Annotated in this window: 18 protein-coding genes, 2 tRNA genes and 2 pseudogenes; 9 read left to right on the forward strand and 13 right to left on the reverse strand. The window is 42.5% G+C overall.

The window, feature by feature from the left end:
- Positions 1–136 precede the first annotated feature (136 nt).
- From rsmC to Xbud_RS08350, 3 genes are all read left to right on the forward strand, one after another.
- Positions 137–1,150 (forward strand): 16S rRNA (guanine(1207)-N(2))-methyltransferase RsmC, encoded by a 1,014-nt coding sequence (gene rsmC, locus Xbud_RS08340; RefSeq protein ID WP_099135633.1) that lies wholly within the window; start codon positions 137–139, stop codon positions 1,148–1,150.
- Positions 1,151–1,325: 175 nt separating this feature from the next.
- A tRNA-Leu gene (locus tag Xbud_RS08345) sits at positions 1,326–1,412 on the forward strand.
- A 72-nt stretch (positions 1,413–1,484) separates the two neighbouring features.
- A tRNA-Leu gene (locus Xbud_RS08350) sits at positions 1,485–1,571 on the forward strand.
- Between the two features lie 109 nt (positions 1,572–1,680).
- Here the strand turns inward: Xbud_RS08350 and Xbud_RS08355 are convergent.
- From Xbud_RS08355 to Xbud_RS08375, 5 genes are all read right to left on the reverse strand, one after another.
- A complete protein-coding gene (locus Xbud_RS08355; RefSeq protein ID WP_099135634.1) occupies positions 1,681–1,953 on the reverse strand; it encodes a DUF1435 family protein in 273 nt (90 codons plus the stop codon).
- 96 nt (positions 1,954–2,049) lie between these two features.
- Positions 2,050–3,501, reverse strand: a complete 1,452-nt coding sequence (gene phoA / locus Xbud_RS08360) for an alkaline phosphatase (RefSeq protein WP_099135635.1) — start codon at positions 3,499–3,501, stop codon at positions 2,050–2,052.
- A gap of 263 nt (positions 3,502–3,764) precedes the next feature.
- Positions 3,765–5,258, reverse strand: coding sequence for an aldehyde dehydrogenase family protein (locus Xbud_RS08365; protein WP_099135636.1), 1,494 nt, complete (start codon positions 5,256–5,258; stop codon positions 3,765–3,767).
- A 15-nt stretch (positions 5,259–5,273) separates the two neighbouring features.
- The gene (locus Xbud_RS08370; protein ID WP_099135637.1) at positions 5,274–5,654 is read right to left on the reverse strand and encodes a cupin domain-containing protein; all 381 of its coding nucleotides are present in this window, start codon (positions 5,652–5,654) and stop codon (positions 5,274–5,276) included.
- Between the two features lie 73 nt (positions 5,655–5,727).
- Entirely contained in the window at positions 5,728–7,029 is a 1,302-nt protein-coding gene (locus Xbud_RS08375; protein WP_099135638.1) for an NAD(P)/FAD-dependent oxidoreductase, read from the reverse strand.
- Positions 7,030–7,431: 402 nt separating this feature from the next.
- Here Xbud_RS08375 and uriH point away from each other — a divergent pair, with 402 nt between their 5' ends.
- The gene (gene uriH / locus Xbud_RS08380; RefSeq protein WP_099135639.1) at positions 7,432–8,382 is read left to right on the forward strand and encodes a uridine-preferring nucleoside hydrolase UriH; all 951 of its coding nucleotides are present in this window, start codon (positions 7,432–7,434) and stop codon (positions 8,380–8,382) included.
- Positions 8,383–8,504: 122 nt separating this feature from the next.
- Here the strand turns inward: uriH and Xbud_RS08385 are convergent, their stop codons facing one another.
- Positions 8,505–8,744, reverse strand: a complete 240-nt coding sequence (locus tag Xbud_RS08385; RefSeq protein WP_099135640.1) for a helix-turn-helix domain-containing protein — start codon at positions 8,742–8,744, stop codon at positions 8,505–8,507.
- Positions 8,745–8,891: 147 nt separating this feature from the next.
- Between Xbud_RS08385 and Xbud_RS08390 the strand changes: the two genes are divergently transcribed.
- Positions 8,892–9,104: a helix-turn-helix domain-containing protein gene (locus Xbud_RS08390; protein WP_038260439.1), complete on the forward strand. Its 213-nt coding sequence runs from the start codon at positions 8,892–8,894 to the stop codon at positions 9,102–9,104.
- A 61-nt stretch (positions 9,105–9,165) separates the two neighbouring features.
- Here Xbud_RS08390 and sugE read toward each other — a convergent pair whose 3' ends face one another.
- Together sugE and efp are read right to left on the reverse strand one after the other, a co-directional pair.
- Entirely contained in the window at positions 9,166–9,480 is a 315-nt protein-coding gene (sugE, locus tag Xbud_RS08395) for a quaternary ammonium compound efflux SMR transporter SugE (protein WP_099135641.1), read from the reverse strand.
- Between the two features lie 219 nt (positions 9,481–9,699).
- Positions 9,700–10,266, reverse strand: a complete 567-nt coding sequence (efp, locus tag Xbud_RS08400; protein ID WP_099135642.1) for an elongation factor P — start codon at positions 10,264–10,266, stop codon at positions 9,700–9,702.
- 39 nt (positions 10,267–10,305) lie between these two features.
- Between efp and epmB the strand changes: the two genes are divergently transcribed.
- Positions 10,306–11,334, forward strand: a complete 1,029-nt coding sequence (gene epmB / locus Xbud_RS08405; protein WP_099135643.1) for an EF-P beta-lysylation protein EpmB — start codon at positions 10,306–10,308, stop codon at positions 11,332–11,334.
- Positions 11,335–11,511: 177 nt separating this feature from the next.
- Here the strand turns inward: epmB and Xbud_RS08410 are convergent, their stop codons facing one another.
- From Xbud_RS08410 to Xbud_RS20435, 4 genes and pseudogenes are all read right to left on the reverse strand, one after another.
- Complete coding sequence (locus Xbud_RS08410) at positions 11,512–11,853, reverse strand: DUF4156 domain-containing protein (protein ID WP_169923036.1); 342 nt, start codon at positions 11,851–11,853, stop codon at positions 11,512–11,514.
- 287 nt (positions 11,854–12,140) lie between these two features.
- Entirely contained in the window at positions 12,141–12,299 is a 159-nt protein-coding gene (locus Xbud_RS19775; RefSeq protein WP_169923037.1) for a hypothetical protein, read from the reverse strand.
- A 181-nt stretch (positions 12,300–12,480) separates the two neighbouring features.
- Positions 12,481–12,615, reverse strand: a pseudogene (locus Xbud_RS20430) (HNH endonuclease); the annotation flags it as partial.
- Positions 12,616–12,999: 384 nt separating this feature from the next.
- A complete protein-coding gene (locus tag Xbud_RS20435) occupies positions 13,000–13,569 on the reverse strand; it encodes a reverse transcriptase domain-containing protein (protein WP_244589886.1) in 570 nt (189 codons plus the stop codon).
- Positions 13,570–13,615: 46 nt separating this feature from the next.
- On the opposite strand from Xbud_RS20435, the gene Xbud_RS08425 reads away from it, so the two are divergent.
- From Xbud_RS08425 to Xbud_RS21315, 3 genes and pseudogenes are all read left to right on the forward strand, one after another.
- Entirely contained in the window at positions 13,616–14,041 is a 426-nt protein-coding gene (locus Xbud_RS08425) for an antirestriction protein (protein ID WP_099135646.1), read from the forward strand.
- Between the two features lie 12 nt (positions 14,042–14,053).
- Positions 14,054–14,515, forward strand: a complete 462-nt coding sequence (locus tag Xbud_RS08430) for an antirestriction protein (RefSeq protein WP_099135647.1) — start codon at positions 14,054–14,056, stop codon at positions 14,513–14,515.
- A gap of 315 nt (positions 14,516–14,830) precedes the next feature.
- Positions 14,831–14,944, forward strand: a pseudogene (locus tag Xbud_RS21315) (DUF1281 family ferredoxin-like fold protein); the annotation flags it as partial.
- A gap of 178 nt (positions 14,945–15,122) precedes the next feature.
- Here Xbud_RS21315 and Xbud_RS08440 read toward each other — a convergent pair.
- The gene (locus tag Xbud_RS08440; protein ID WP_099135648.1) at positions 15,123–15,683 is read right to left on the reverse strand and encodes a hypothetical protein; all 561 of its coding nucleotides are present in this window, start codon (positions 15,681–15,683) and stop codon (positions 15,123–15,125) included.
- Between the last annotated feature and the right edge of the window lie 543 nt (positions 15,684–16,226).

A 16,226-nucleotide genomic window follows, 5' to 3' on the forward strand; every position in this document is an offset into this window, starting at 1 on the left:
CAGCCAACAAAACTGCAACTTGAAAGATGAAAGGTATATTATCAGAGGGCTTATCTCTGTGCCAATCAATGCGGCATCTCAGTTTTGCCCACAGATAATTATTACTGGATAAAGATTTATAAGGAGCTAATCATAGATGTCAGTATTAACATCGGCCAGTGAAGTTATCCTGCGCCATCAAGAGCAATTCCACTCCCATCATCTGCTTTTTGCTGGTGACCTTCAGGATACTCTGGCAACGGAAATTGAAGCTGCAAGTGTGCGAGTACATACTAATCAATATCATCACTGGCAGTCGCTGATCCGCACACTGGGTGATAATGCCTCGTTTGGTCTTACCGCGGACAGCACATTTGTCAAAGGATGTGATACGCTGATTTATTACTGGCCAAAAAGCAAGCATGAAGCACGTTTCCAACTGCGTAGTCTGTTTTCCATTTTGCCTGTCGGAACCGATATTTTTATTGTCGGCGAAAATCGCAGTGGTGTTCGTAGCGTTGATAAACTGATGGAAGGCATTGCCACTTTCCGCAAAGTAGACAGCGCCCGCCGTTGCAGCCTGTTTTACGGTCAACTGGAGTATCAGGTTCAATTTGATCAGAACAATTGGTGGAACAGCTATCAAGTCGGTGATGTCACCGTCAATACATTGCCCGGCGTATTCAGCCAGGATGATCTGGATGTTGGCAGCCGTCTTCTGCTCTCTACATTTGATACACCGATTTCTGGCAGCCTGCTGGATATCGCTTGTGGCTCTGGTGTTTTAGCAACGGTGTTGGGTAAAAATAACCCCGGCTTGTCACTGACACTCAGCGATGTCAATGCATCAGCTATCACATCCAGTAAAGCGACATTGAAAGCGAATAAACTGGAAGGGAGTGTCATTACCAGTAATGTTTACTCCGCTATTGAAGAAAAATTCGACTGGATCATTTCCAATCCACCATTCCATGACGGCCTGAAGACAAGTCTGTCAGCGGCTGACGATATGATCCGTATGGCACCCAACTATCTGAAATATGGTGGTAAGTTCCGGATCGTAGCAAACGCTTTTTTACCTTATCCAGAGCTGCTGGATAGCGCTTTTGGTAGACACGAAGTGATTGCTCAGACAGGTAAATTCAAAATTTATCAAGCCACCAAGAAGTAACGAATCAAACAGTTATTGCCCTTCCCAAATGGGTGGGCAATTTCAATATGTCGATTTTTGCATCAATCATGCTTTCTCCCGATAAATAATGATTGACGTCAGCCGTAAAATCTCTAGAATGCGCCTCCGTGCTATCTGTTTAATTAGTTGTCTTTAAATGATAGTGTCTGAATTTGCGAGGGTGGCGGAATTGGTAGACGCGCTAGCTTCAGGTGTTAGTGTTCTTACGGACGTGGGGGTTCAAGTCCCCCCCTTCGCACCAAGTCAGACAGCTATTAGTTAAATGAATCAACCGGATAAATCAATTAAACAAACCAGATAAATAGCAGTATCTGCGAGGGTGGCGGAATTGGTAGACGCGCTAGCTTCAGGTGTTAGTGTCCTTACGGACGTGGGGGTTCAAGTCCCCCCCTTCGCACCACTGTTAATATTTATCTGCTCATCTCTTATATTCCATACTCTCTTGCTTTTTCTTTCTCACATTTTCTCTCTCTTTTCTGGTTTTATCCTTGTAATACATCTTATTGTTCTCAAAAATGAAAGTGCCCTAAACAACGCAAGCCAGCAAACAGGCTACACGTCACAACAATCCCGGCGGGGAGAAGCAAAAAATGGCGGGCATTACGATGTAACAATAGCAAAAGCGTTAAAATCATTGCCCCCTGGATGCTAATTTTAAATTGTTCTAACCCTGCTCCTGTTATTACTAATGCGAATGCAACCAAACTGGATAACAGAATACCCCACAATCCCGTAATGCTGTGCCAGACAGTCAGCTTTAGATTCCGCTTTGCACTGTTCATAATCAACCGCCAAAACAAATGATAATGATTCCCACTATCATATATTGTGGCATCTTAATCACAAATTAAAAATCTATAACAACATTCATTACCTTATTATTTCAATTCCATCGCATTACGTATGGTAAAAAACAAATCGGTTTGATCAGTTAAGCCAACAACATTGGCTGCATAAGGGCCATAAGCGGCAACACGTAATTGTGTTCCGGTATGATTTTGTTCGTCTTTTTCTGAATTGCCATAGTTTACAGTGATGACTGCACCATCTTTAGTAATCAATGAGCGAGTCAGCCCGGGGGATTTAACATCGGGTTCAATAATCTGGCTGGAATGGGCATGATCAGCCGTAACTATAACTAAGGTGTCTCCATGTTGCTTTGCAAATTTCAAACCCGCTTGTACAGCTTCATCGAATGCCACTGTTTCCCCAATTTGGGCACAAGGGTTAGCTGCATGATCTTGTTTGTCAATCGAAGCACTTTCTACCTGCAATAAGAAACCATTTTTATTGTTTTTCAATAAATCAATCGCTTTTTCTGTTAGTTGTGCCAATGTGGGTTCAGCGGAATTACGATCAGTGTTAATTTTACACTTCACTGGCGCTTCATTAATGTTGCCGTGATAAACCGCTTTTGGCCCTTCCCAGATTACATCCATATTTCCATTATTGAACAACCCCAACAGCGGTTTTTTCTGATTGGCCTCTTGAATACCATGTAATGATTTTATATCCGTTACCCATTGATACCCTTGTTCCAGGGCTTGTCGTTTCAGAGTTTTTCCTTTATTAGCGCCGGATAACGATTGTTGCTCAAAACTTTTAGCACCACCTCCCAAAGTAATATCGGGACGCACAACTAAAAGCTGTTCTGTGATAGACCCTTTACCACCGTTTTCCAAAGCATCGGTAGGGCATTTTGCCAAAGTTTCCCGTGGGCCATAGCATTTACGGTTTGTGACATGGGCATACAACGCGGCTGGTGTAGCATCCTGAATTTCAGCAGTCGTAACATTCCCTGTCGCTTTTCCGTTTTTCTTTGCTAACTCCAGTAATGACTGATGAGCTTTACCAAAAACATCAATGCCCAACGCACCATTATAGGTTTTCGTCCCTGTTGACCACGCAGTGGCAGAAGCCGCAGAATCCGTGACATAGTTTGGTTTCTTCGTCTCTTTATTCAGAGAGTAATGAGTGTATTGTCCAGTAAAAGGCAGTGCATCAATTCCCTTAAAAAAACCACCAGCGCCTTGTGAATAATTGCGAGCTAACGTGATTTCAGAATCCCCCATACCATCACCGATAAACAGAATAACATTCTTCGCTTTCTTGTTTCTCAATGCTGCCTTAAGGGCATCCGTTTGATCTTCGGTAAGACGACGGGCACCACCAAACTGGGTTATATCTCCACGAGCTAAACGAGGTTCTGCCATGATGTTCCCTGTATTACTGGCTCGTGCAGATAAACAAGTTCCTGACATTAATATGGCGATAGTAAGAGTTAGCAAGTTTTTTGTGTAATTACGGGAGGGGATGTAGCTATAAGGCATAGAGTATTCCTGACTTTCGGGAAAATTAAACAAAACACTATAAATATGAATTTCTCCCCCAAATAGTGAACACCTAATATGACATTACTGTGAAAGGTTAATAACACATTGATGACAATTTCTTGCAATATGTATTGGAACCATGTGAATACCCAACAGATTTCAAAATACAACCCAACGGCTAGGCCCGATATCTTTCAGGTTGCCCCGTTTACACTCTATGAGACAACCTAAAATCTGTTAGTATAAATGGCCTGTTGCTATCAATACCGCATCATGACCGATTTCAGTTCTGTGTAGTGCTCAATGAATGCCTTGCCAAACTCACGACCAATTCCTGAAGATTTCATACCACCAAACGGAACTGCGGGATCAAGGAACGTGTGCATGTTAATCCATAAAATACCCGCCCGAATACGTGGGATCATGCGCATTGCCTTACTTAAGTCGTTTGTCCATAAACTGGCAGATAAACCGAATGGCGTTGCATTCATCATGGAAATCAGCTCTTCCTCACTATCGTAACTGAGGAAAGTCCCTATCGGGCCGAACGTTTCTTCTTTCATTAATGTATCTTCGGCGCTTTTCGCACGGATCACGGTTGGCATAACAAAGAAACCTTTCCCTTCCAGGGCACGGCCACCATATATGATTTCATTCCCCTCCTGACGCGCTTTTTCAAACAGAGACAGAATTTTTTCGTAATGTTCTTTGTTTGCCAAAGGCCCCATCTCTGTTGTTTCATCAAGAGGAGAGCCAATCTTCATCGCAGACAAACGTTCAGAAAGTAATTTCAAAACCGCATCCATGTGAACAGAGGGAATATAGAAACGTTCCGCTGCTGCACAAATTTGCCCCTGATTCACATAACCAGCTTCCAATATTCCTTCAACAATTTTCTCGATAGACATATCCGCCAAGAAAGCCGCCGCATTTTTGCCTCCCAACTCCAACGTTGCACGGAGCAGGCCGTTTTCCATCACGGATTTACCAATCAGTAAGCCAGTAGGGACTGATCCCGTAAAAGTGACTTTGGCACATAGTGGATGAGTGAGTAGTTCCGCACCCACACCAGTACCAGAACCATTGACAATGTTGATCACACCATCAGGAATTCCGGCTTCCTTCGCCAATTCTGCTACACGCAGCATAGTTAAGGGAGTATACTCACTGGGTTTCAGAACAATCGTACAACCACAGGCCAATGCCGCTCCCAGTTTCCAGATAGCAATCATAATCGAGAAATTCCATGGAATAATCCCGACTACCACACCAACCGGTTCACGGCGGGTAAAGGCGGTATATTGTTCCCCTTTGAACGATGGCAATGAAACATTCAGCGTTTCACCGCTTATTTTGCTCGACCAACCGGCAAAGTAGCGCAAATATTCAGCAGAAGCACCAACTTCCAGCATCCGGGATAACTGAATGGTTTTTCCTGAACACAGACTTTCAAGCTGGGCAAGTTCTTCTCTATGTTTTTGCAGTAAATCCGCCAATCGAATCAGGCAATTACCACGTTCCATAGGAGAAGTCTGTGCCCATGAACCATGAAAAGCCGTTGATGCAGCTTCCATAGCAGCATTAGCTTCTGCCTGGCTTCCCCGGTTGACGGTAGCGATCACCTCATTAGATGCTGGGTTGACGACCGAAAAGATTTTTCCTTCCTGGCCACGAACAACTTGTCCATTGATATAATGGCCATGAGAACGTTGCAAAAAAGCTGTAACGGACTCTAGCAAAGTGATTTCACTCATTATATTTCCCTCTTGTCAGTCTGAAACCTGAGCATTGACACATGCCATATAGTGTTTAACGAAACGTTCACTGGTGATTTCCCACAGGACTTCAGTGCCTTTTGCCGCAAACCATGAGTCACCTTCGTGGTATTCGACCATAACCCCCGTTTTAACATCCGTGAGTTTCACGGAGCCTTCATGAACAGTTGCCATTTCATCAAAGGGATAAACCATCTTAAATTTTCCTTTGGTACAGGCAAAAATACCGCAAGTCAGGTTATCCGTTGGCTCTCCGTGGATCATTGCACCACTTGCCTGTGGATCACCTTCTACAACGATAGAACCAAGATTGGTGACACTACCAATTGGCATTAATTCAGGAAGTACTTTATCTAACAATAACGGCTTTATCATGACTTTTACCTTTCAGAATTTATTGTGCAAAAAAGTTCATGTACAAAAAGTGAAAATTCCAAAATCAATAAAACTAACGACGCCCTTTCCAATAGCCTGACGCTTGATGCCAAATCTTTCCGGCAGAAAGAAGCAAATGCCTCAATTTATCTTTGCCGATAATATTCAGATGTGGGATAGAACTTAGCAGTGAATAGCGCTCGGAGCCTTCACTCATACCTTCTGCCAGTACTTTGCAGATAATATGGCTTGGCGTCACACCAAAACCCGAATAACCTTGGACATAGAACACGTTGTTATGTTTTGGCAAGGAACCTATTTGCGGGAAGAGACTGGCGCTACAATTCATAGGCCCACCCCATGCCAATTCAATTTTCACATCTTTCAGGTAGGGATAAACATCCAGCATCTGCTTACGGTTCCATTCTTTTAAATCCGAAGGAATATATTCGAGATATTTTGTCGCACTACCAAATAGCAATCGGTTCTCTTTAGTGACCCGGTAATAGTTGATAACAGGATTGATATCACTATATGCCCCACGGATCGGACTGATTTTTTCTATCAGTTCATCCGATAATTCTTCTGTCATTAACTGGAATGCGTAAGTATTAATTGTTTTTTTGTAAATGGTCGGTTCAAGACCATTCAGAAAAGCATTGCACGCCCATAGCATTTTGTTTGCCCGCACAGAACCCATTGCTGTACGAACGGTAACCCGTGAGCCATATTCCACGTTCAAAACCTGGCTGTTTTCAAAAATTTTGACGCCATATTCTGTGACCGCTTTGGCTTCACCCAACAATAGGTTCAATGAATGAACATGTCCTCCGCCCATATGTTTCAATGCAGAAGTGTAAAGATCTGAACCAATGACTTTTTTAACATCTGAACCAGTATAAAGTTCGATCTCTTCATCAGGACTGGCTTCCCGAAATTCTTTCAGCCAGCTTCGCAGTGTCCTCTCTTGTCGGGAGTTATAACCCAGATAACCATAACCCCGGCAGAAATCCGCCTTGATATCATATTTGGCAATCCGGTCACGAATAATTCCAGCCCCCATATTGCTGATTCTAAATATTGTCTCCAGACCTTTCTCACCGACATGGTGTTTAATCCGATCCAAATCATGACCAATACCAGTCATAACCTGCCCGCCATTGCGTCCCGTTCCACCATATCCCAGAGTCCTTCCTTCCAAAATCGCGATATTGGTAATGCCTTTTTCTGCCAGTTCCAGGGCAGTATTGACACCAGAAAATCCACCACCAATGATAACGACATCAACATCCAGATCTTCTGTCAGTGTTGGGAAGCGGAGGTCATATTTTTTGGTGGCTGCATAGTATGTTAATGAATCGATCTGATTGTTCATATTACACCCCGTGAGCATCAGTCTATTCCCTGATATGCACTGCCAACAGCTTTCTATTCAGGGAGGTGTATCGCATTTATTTAAAATCGTTTATTCAGGTAATATTTGTTATTCAAGTGGAATAACAAAAGGGTACGAAAATAAATAATAAGTTAACAAAAACAAGATAAGTTCATCTGCAAATTTTTACTCCATATATGAATCACATGTATTAGAAATGCTCAAATCATTTGTTATTCGTATGTTAATTAAATCACAATAATTAAAGTCATTGTTAATAAGTTATGATTTTTATCAAGTCATTTTGTGATAGTCAGCAGAAGAATTTTTACTGACGGTGAATTATTCTTGATATGTATATTTGAGCACCATAACTTTTAGGCACCTTAAAAAGGAATAAATATGCTTCCTAAAAAAATTATCCTCGATTGTGATCCTGGTCACGATGATGCCATTGCCATGCTGCTTGCCCATGGGAACCCCGATATCGAACTCTTAGCTGTGACGACCGTTGTTGGTAACCAAACCTTAGATAAAGTTACCCGTAATGCGCTTTCCATTGCCCGTATCGTTAACATCCACAATGTTCCGTTTGCTGCGGGGTGTCATCGCCCACTGGTAAGAGAGATCAAAACTGCACCTGACATTCATGGAGAAACTGGTCTGGATGGCACTGAATTGCCTGAGCCTGTAATAAAATTAGATCCGCGGCATGCAGTTGATTTGATCATTGATATCATCATGGAACAGCCGCCTAAAAGCGTGACATTAGTTCCAACGGCAGGTTTGACTAATATCTCCCTTGCTGCCCGAAAAGCGCCCCACATTGTTGAACGAGTAAAAGAAGTTGTATTAATGGGAGGTGGTTACCATATAGGTAACAGAAGTGCTGTTGCTGAATTTAATATCTTGATCGACCCTGAAGCGGCTCACATTGTTTTTAATGAGAAGTGGCCACTGACAATGGTCGGATTAGATCTTACCCATCAAGCTCAGGCAACTCCAGAAGTGATTGAAGCAATCGCCCGGATAAAAACACGTCCGGCTCAGTTCGTATTGGATGCACTGGAATTTTATGGAGAAAGTTATCGGATATGGCAAGGCTTCAATTATCCTCCAGTCCATGATCCCTGCGCAGTCGCTTATGTCATTGATCCTACGGTTATGACTACCCAAAAAGTCCCCGTAAATATCGAGATGACAGGAGTTTTAACGACAGGTATGACAGTCGCTGACTTCCGCGTTCCTCCTCCAGAAGACTGCCATACTCAAGTTGCCGTAAAGCTGGATCAAAACAAATTTTGGCAAATGGTCATTGATGCCATAAATAATATTGGGGAGACAGCGCTCTGATAACATCATGTACTATATTCAATTCACCTTTGGGCATATAGTTCACAAAGTCCAAAGGTGATCTTACACCACAGAGCTTAGACAGTGTCTTACCATGACTGATGAAATAATTTGTAGAAATTTTAATTAGAAGAAACAGAAGCCTCAAAACTGAACAGTTCATTCAACTCAATTTGCAATCCATTCGCAATGACATAAATAATTTCTAAGGTAGGATTTCTGACACCGCGTTCAATGCCGCTGACATAAGTTCGATCCAAACCACACTTATCGGCAAAAGCCTCCTGCGACATCCCGGCTTCTTTCCTGAGATATCTAATTCTTTGTCCAAAAACGGATTTGATGTTGTTCGATGTTTTCATCCGATAAGTATCGATTCATGTTACTTATCCGACCACGGACTATGAGTCACATTTAAATCTTAGTTATGTTATTATGTGTGACTCATAGTCTACTATTAATTCATTTCTTTTTAATTGAAAAATGACAGGTAACAGGAGAACTTAAGAATGGAAAATAAAGATTGGCATTCCGCTGATATCATTGCTGAATTGAAAAAAAGAGGTACAACACTATCAGAAGTGTCACGTACTGCCGGGTTAGCATCATCAACTCTTGCCAATGCTCTACAACGCCACTGGCCAAAAGGAGAACGTCTTATCGCAGCCGCACTAGGGCTTACACCGGAAGAGATATGGCCTTCCCGTTATGAGAAAAAATGAGCAAAAATAAGACCCAGCATAATGCTGGGTTCATTTACAAATCATCAAACCTTACTGACAGTCAGTTGGCAAGTTTCAGACCAATAATACCAACAATAATCAGACCAAGACTCAATATCCTGGCAAAGTTCGCAGATTCCCCCAATACCATGATACCGAAAATCGCTGTACCTACAGCCCCAACTCCCGTCCATACCGCATAGGCAGTTCCTACTGGTAAGTTTTTCATGGCATAAGCCAGTAGCCCTACACTGACACTCATCGCACTGATGGTAATTAGACTCGGAACTAAACGAGAAAAACCCTGAGTATATTTCAGGCCCACAGCCCACACAACTTCAAGTAAACCTGCGATGAGAAGTATCAACCAAGACATGCCTTTTCACCTTATATCTAATGGAAAATTATCCAATGAAAAGCGGGGCCGTCCCCAATCAGATGGCGTTTATCCAGGTCGTCCCAGATAACGATAAGAAATGCAACTGGATTATAACTATCAGACCAGAGAGTCGCAACGTGTAACAAAATCGAGTACAACAAAAAACCGCAACCTCTAGACGAAGAGGCTACGGTTTTTTAAAATAACAACACGCGATTATTTGACGCGGGAAACGTATTCGTTAGAACGGGTATCAACTTTAATGACTTCACCGATTTGTACAAACAGAGGTACTTTCACTACCGCGCCAGTGCTCAGAGTAGCTGGTTTACCACCAGTACCTGCGGTATCACCTTTCAGGCCCGGATCAGTGTCAACAATTTCCAGTTCAACAAAGTTTGGTGGAGTAACAGCGATAGGGCGGCCATTCCACAGAGTCAGAATACATTCTGCCTGATCGATCAGCCATTTTTCATTGTCACCAACGGCTTTCACATCCGCAGCTAATTGCTCGAAAGTTTCGTTGTTCATGAAATGCCAGAATTCACCATCGTTGTACAAATAAGTCAGGTTGATATCCATAACATCTGCACTTTCAACAGAGTCTGTTGATTTAAAAGTTTTTTCCAGCAGTTTACCAGAAATCAACTTGCGAATACGGACGCGGGCAAATGCCTGCCCTTTACCAGGTTTGACAAATTCACTGTCAAGAATAGCGCACGGCTCGCCATCTAACATGATTTTAAGACCTGAACGGAATTCATTGGTACTATAAGTAGCCATGGAGATCCTCTAATTTTTAACGAAATGGCTTAGCCAAAAATGGCACACATTATAACCCATATTCACCCTGCCAGAGAAGTCTGGCTACAACAACTTACGGATGTTATCACTGATCCCAATGAGTTGTTGCAATTGTTGTCCCTGAACACGCACGCCATATTGAAAGAAGGCAATGAGGCGCGGTGTCTATTTCCTTTACGTGTGCCAAGAGCATTTGTATCACGAATGAAAAAAGGCGATCCGCAAGATCCCTTATTACTACAGGTTCTCACTGCACGAGAAGAGTTTGATATTTCAGCCGGTTTTTCCACTGATCCATTAGATGAACAACATCCTGTGGTTCCTGGATTGCTGCATAAGTATCGCAATCGCGCTTTGTTACTGGTCAAAGGAGGCTGCGCAGTAAATTGCCGTTATTGTTTCCGGCGCCATTTCCCTTATGAGGATAATAAAGGTAATAAAAATAACTGGCATACGGTGCTCAATTATATTGAACAACATACTGAGCTGAATGAGATCATCTTCTCTGGTGGTGATCCGCTTATGGCAAAGGATCATGAACTGGATTGGCTAATTACTCATCTTGAATCCATCCCGCATATTAAGCGGTTACGTATTCATACTCGCTTACCTGTCGTCATCCCCGACAGGATCACTCTTTCATTATGTAACCGTTTGGCACAATCAGATTTGCAAGTGATTATGGTAACCCATATTAACCATGCAAACGAAATTGATGATGCTTTTCGCAATAGCATGATGCGATTGAAACAAGCGGGAGTAACACTGTTGAATCAGAGCGTCATGTTGCGTGATATAAATGACAATGCCGATACTCTGGCAGACTTAAGTAATGTGTTATTTGATGCGGGTATCTTACCTTACTATATCCATGTGCTGGATAAAGTTCAGGGAGCTGCACATTTTCTTGTCACTGATGAAGAAGCAAAATCCATTATGAGGGAGCTATTGGCTAAAGTCTCCGGCTATTTGGTTCCGCGTCTGACAAGGGAAATCGGTGGCGAACCGAGTAAAACACCGTTGGATTTAGGCTTAGGGCGGCATTAACTCATCAAAATGATGTTTACCCATCACTAATTCAACAAACTCACCGTCGAAAACATTTCATAATGGGCAGTGCACAGAAATTCAAACGATTAGGCCACTTATCGTGTTACAAAACGTTTTTCTGGACATTGCCCACACTTGCACACCATGTTCTTTGCTATATCTTCTTACTGATACCTAGGGACATTTATAGACTTGTCCAACCATTTTGCTATCAAGGGGAACAAAACTACCTAACAGATTTTCTGATGGGCTATTTGCACCATAAATAACATTTCCCCCCATTGCAGCCGCTTTATTACGTAAATCATTAGCCGCGCCACGCATAGAACTGCTCTCATTACCAACCCCATTGAACCAGTTGCTCTGAGTACCAGTCACTTCACCTAACCGCTGACATTCGCTACCCGGCTGAGTATCCACAAAACGTACATTAGAGCCAGTGGAAGTTAATTGATTATTCGTTGTACAACCAGCCAGCAGTAGTACTGACATTCCGAGCAAAATTTTAATTCGCATTTCTTCCCTCATCGGTTATTGGAACTTATACCACAATGATAAATATACCCTTTTGTATTTCATTAAGAGCAAAAAGTAAAAAGGCGAGCAGATATTTTCTGCTCGCCTTCAAACTTTTATCCTAATGGATGGGCAATTCCATCATCAGGATGAACAGCACGTCGGGTAGCAGCAGCACATTACTGTACCGCCGCCCCCTAAGAACCGTACGTGCAAGTTTCCCTGCATACGGCTCAAGCCTTTATAAGTCTAGACTTGCATATAGACCGACGACAAAAAAAGAAGTATTACTTCGCTTTACACTCGTTACACTGTTCTCTGTTACTAGGTTTGTCATAAACCTTTTCCCAGTTTGGATCAGGGTGATGATTTTTACTACAGCTAGTTTCCCAGTGGTAAGTATCACTGCTCTTTTTGTAGTAATAGGGTGCTTTCGGCTGTGACATTACAGCTTTCTCCTTAAGTTATATACCCTCCGGAAGAAATAGACTGACTAGAAGGGCTTTAGTTCAGCCTTACTATTCAAACTCTGTCGTACAACCAACTCATACAGAACATTTGTGTTTAAACTTAAAACACAAATGTTCTTATGTTAACCCTTTTATCTAAAAACTGTTAGCAGTTAGATCACATAACCACATGCAATTGTCGATGACAATTTGGGTGCAACATTATCAAGTTATCGATTTTGTCCCCGCTTCCATCTGTTCTTCGAATAATGTGATGGATATCCCAATCTTCATCATTCTTAAACATTTGTCCGCAGACTGAACATCAATATCGTTGGCGTTCCCATATCGTCCGCAATTTTCCGAGGTAGAGTTTGTTTTCCTTCCAGTGCTTAATTTGGCGCTGTTCGAAATACAACTCATCACTGCGGTCGTAGAGATTAGACTCCGATTTTATCTTGATATGCCGCTTAATCGGGATGTCTTTACTTCTGAGCAATCGAGCTAGCTTGCCCTGAGTATCAACACACTGGAATACCCATTGTTCGATGCCCACTGCGTGAAAATATTTCTCCTTCACCCAGCGTTTATTGCGGTTCTGGTGCTTACGACAGCATCAACGTCAAAGGAGCTTCCAGACACGGTAGTCCACATAGCCAAATGTTTCTTTAGCCACAACATGACGATGATAATTTGCTCAGCCACGTAAAACCGGATTGAGCAAACGAATCAATACATCCTGTCTGACCATAAGGTTACTTCTGACTATGCCCCGAAGTTTCTGGAGATGATTTCGCAAGTTTTTCTTACTTGGCTTGATTAACATCTTACCGTGATACTTACGTAAATTTTGTCCCAGAAAATCGAACCCATCTGCAATATGCGTAATAACCGTTTTTTCCGGTGACAATTGCAGCCCTCGCTTCGCCATAAAAGCTTCAACTAAAGGTTTAACTTCATTTTCAAGCAACTCTTTCGAGATACCCGTAATAATGAAATCATCTGCGTAACGCACATAATTGACCTTGGTCTTATAACTGGCTTTGGTATTCTTCTTCCCAAAATGGGTTTCGAGTACCTTTTCCAGCCCATCTAGTGCCATATTAGCCAGCACTGGCGAGATAATACCGCCTTGCGGTGTTCCTTCCGCTGTTCGATAAAACAATCCTTTATCGATAAAACCCGATCCAAGCCACTGCTTCAGCATCCGTTTGTCTATTTGAATATTTTCAATTAGCCATTGATGCCCGATCAACGGGGAACACATTTCCCATTGGGTCAGGTGTTCTCCGTTGTTTTATCAGGAGAATACCATGCAACAAAATACTACCCCAGCCACGGTGCACCCGGCTGAATTATCCCCTTTTGCTGAAATTTTTCCGCACACCGGTTCACTGGAACTGATGCTGCTGGAACACACGTTCATTAAAGCCGCCGCTGTGCTTTGTGACGATGACCGGTGTGACCGATGGCGGTACCGGAAAGTATCAGACAGCATCGCCTATGTCGTGCCGACACGGTCGGATTCGTTTGTGGTCAACGTGGATACGACTGACTTTAAAGGCGAAGTCTCCGCCGATGCCTTCGGGCTGATGGTAACCCTGAGCGTGTTGGGTTATCTGACGGCCCTGATGAAGCTGGACGGGTACGCTGAACGGTTTTGCGACCTGCGTGAATATGCACTGCAACATCCTCAGGCTTCGTGTATCCGGGCTGCTTTGGGCTTAAAGGGTGCATAACAGGAGAACGTGATGCCAAAGAATGAACTGATTATGCTGGACAGTCTTGCACTGTCGGTCGTGTTTCCCGATAAAACCCCGCTGGAACAGTTGTTTCTGGGTTTTCTGCTGGCGAATACCGCATCAACGTTATGCGGCGATTATCAGCCTGAACAGTGGACAAGCCGACAGGTGTCTGAATCGCTGACTTATATGGTGCCGACACGGGCGGAAACGTATTCCGTTTACCTGCCGGTTACGCAGCTGACGGTCACGTTTTCAGCCGATGACTTCGGGCTGGCGGTCACGGCCATCGTATCAGCCCGTATCGTGGTGCCGGATACACAGAATGAGGATGCGTACCGGTTCTGCGCATTGCAGGCGTATGCGCAGCAGCACCCGGAAAGCGGCCTGATAGCCTCGGTCATGACACTGAAACCCAGAGAGGACGTTATCAGTCCGTCACTTATCCATAACAAAAATAATCATCATTAACGTTATCAGCCCATGAGGCTGTTAACGCTTTTCTTAAGCGCCTGACCGGGGAAGCCAAAACACCTTCCCGGTATCGGGCGGGTGTTTTCTTTCATTGACATAAAATCAAGGAACAACACCATGAACCCCATTTTTTTACCGGCACCGGATGAAACCGATACCGCATTACGTGAAGAGCTGTTTACCGCTCAGGTCACCGGCCTGAGGCAATACCCACAAACACCACAGTCATTGCGGGAGAAAACGCTGACCGTGTGCGAAGCACCCTCCATCACGGAAGCGGTGCAGCGGCTGAAAGTGATCTATCTGCTGGGCGACTGGCCGTTCGGTCATCATGTCCGCTGGGAGCGCCGCAATGTCAGCAGTCTGACCGTGCGGTTTAACTCCCCGTGGGCACCACCCTCGGCAGAATTGATGGGCGGGTTATCATTAGTAGCTTGGAGTTCACGAGAAAATTCAGACATAAAAATCGGCCTTAGACAATCATCTGAGGCCGATTATGGCTTATCTTAATTTGCTTAAGTGAGCGGTATTACGTTAATGTGTGGCTTTTTACTATGAATTATAGTACAAGGTATATTATTGGAACTGAAAACAGCTATGTGAATTAAAGTTCATCCCCAGGTACACGGTGATGAATGGCAAAAACATCAACGTGATGAGTCGTTAATAATTTAATTTCATTGAATGGCGGTATTAATTTTGATATAACATCTGTTTTATGGTGTATTACCTTATATTTTCTTGGTATATTACCAATTTCATTTAACAACCTTTCAAATTTAGATGTTACATCAATATCTAGACCATAAAGAAAAATACCACCATGCCTAGGTTGTTTATTGAAAACTCTAATCATCTCTTTCATGGTTTCATCATTTAATGGTGATCCCATTAATGTGATATATTTGCATGATCCGTCTGGTATGTTGAATTTTGGATAGTCATAGCTATCAACAGGGCTGAGATTGGGAATGTCTTTTTTTTCATCGGGGCCGTTAGAAATTTTTTGATCTTTATGGTTTACATTAATTGCATTCGGAAACCCCGTAACATGAAGGTCTTCTTCCCACGCTTTACAAGGATACTTTCTGGAAAGGCAATCAATAATTCTACCTTCCCCCCAGACATCCAGTATTTCAATCTCGCCTTCAATCATAATTTTCATAAAATTCACTTATGTTGTTATATGTATTTTATACAATAATTTATTTAAATAAATTATAAACAATAAAAATAATCAGCAGGCTAATATCATTCTTTTATAATTAAATTGAAATAACTTCTGACTCTTAATATTAGAGTTGTTACTGTGTTATTGAAGTGGGTATTTAATTTAAATATGGGGGATCTTCAAAAAATAAAACTTAATAATGAAGGTGTATATTGTTAAGACTTAGTGCTTATATAAATTTTCAAAATGATAGGAGTATTCCTTACCCCCACGCGGCACACGGGGTAATGGAACACCACATGCTGATACTCTCACTATTATGAAAAAGTATATAGTACATTGTTCATAGTGATTTTTTTATTTTTCAAGATAGAGTTGTTTGTTGAATTTGATCTCGTTCCTCAGCAAAGTTAGGAAGATAAATTTTATATAGGAACAACGCGATGCTCGACTTTTATGGTGGTGAGTTGAAATGACATAGCCGCACCTTTATAACTTTAAGTCGTCAAAAATAGAGAAATAAAGGAACAAAAGGCT

This window comes from Xenorhabdus budapestensis (assembly GCF_002632465.1).
In the GTDB taxonomy this organism is placed as follows: Bacteria; Pseudomonadota; Gammaproteobacteria; order Enterobacterales; family Enterobacteriaceae; genus Xenorhabdus; species Xenorhabdus budapestensis.

Excerpts from the sequence above, each read along its gene's own strand:
- Xbud_RS19775 (WP_169923037.1), bottom strand. The coding sequence starts at position 12,299 with ATGTCACAGCCGAAAGCACCCTATTACTACAAAAAGAGCAGTGATACT.
- Xbud_RS08390 (WP_038260439.1), top strand. The coding sequence starts at position 8,892 with ATGGAAAATAAAGATTGGCATTCCGCTGATATCATTGCTGAATTGAAA.
- Xbud_RS08370 (WP_099135637.1), bottom strand. The coding sequence starts at position 5,654 with ATGATAAAGCCGTTATTGTTAGATAAAGTACTTCCTGAATTAATGCCA.
- Xbud_RS08430 (WP_099135647.1), top strand. The coding sequence starts at position 14,054 with ATGCCAAAGAATGAACTGATTATGCTGGACAGTCTTGCACTGTCGGTC.
- Xbud_RS08355 (WP_099135634.1), bottom strand. The coding sequence starts at position 1,953 with ATGAACAGTGCAAAGCGGAATCTAAAGCTGACTGTCTGGCACAGCATT.
- uriH (WP_099135639.1), top strand. The coding sequence starts at position 7,432 with ATGCTTCCTAAAAAAATTATCCTCGATTGTGATCCTGGTCACGATGAT.
- Xbud_RS08410 (WP_169923036.1), bottom strand. The coding sequence starts at position 11,853 with ATGCGAATTAAAATTTTGCTCGGAATGTCAGTACTACTGCTGGCTGGT.
- efp (WP_099135642.1), bottom strand. The coding sequence starts at position 10,266 with ATGGCTACTTATAGTACCAATGAATTCCGTTCAGGTCTTAAAATCATG.
- Xbud_RS08365 (WP_099135636.1), bottom strand. The coding sequence starts at position 5,258 with ATGAGTGAAATCACTTTGCTAGAGTCCGTTACAGCTTTTTTGCAACGT.
- Xbud_RS08425 (WP_099135646.1), top strand. The coding sequence starts at position 13,616 with ATGCAACAAAATACTACCCCAGCCACGGTGCACCCGGCTGAATTATCC.
- Xbud_RS20435 (WP_244589886.1), bottom strand. The coding sequence starts at position 13,569 with ATGTGTTCCCCGTTGATCGGGCATCAATGGCTAATTGAAAATATTCAA.
- Xbud_RS08375 (WP_099135638.1), bottom strand. The coding sequence starts at position 7,029 with ATGAACAATCAGATCGATTCATTAACATACTATGCAGCCACCAAAAAA.
- sugE (WP_099135641.1), bottom strand. The coding sequence starts at position 9,480 with ATGTCTTGGTTGATACTTCTCATCGCAGGTTTACTTGAAGTTGTGTGG.
- Xbud_RS08385 (WP_099135640.1), bottom strand. The coding sequence starts at position 8,744 with ATGAAAACATCGAACAACATCAAATCCGTTTTTGGACAAAGAATTAGA.
- rsmC (WP_099135633.1), top strand. The coding sequence starts at position 137 with ATGTCAGTATTAACATCGGCCAGTGAAGTTATCCTGCGCCATCAAGAG.
- phoA (WP_099135635.1), bottom strand. The coding sequence starts at position 3,501 with ATGCCTTATAGCTACATCCCCTCCCGTAATTACACAAAAAACTTGCTA.
- epmB (WP_099135643.1), top strand. The coding sequence starts at position 10,306 with ATGGCACACATTATAACCCATATTCACCCTGCCAGAGAAGTCTGGCTA.
- Xbud_RS08440 (WP_099135648.1), bottom strand. The coding sequence starts at position 15,683 with ATGAAAATTATGATTGAAGGCGAGATTGAAATACTGGATGTCTGGGGG.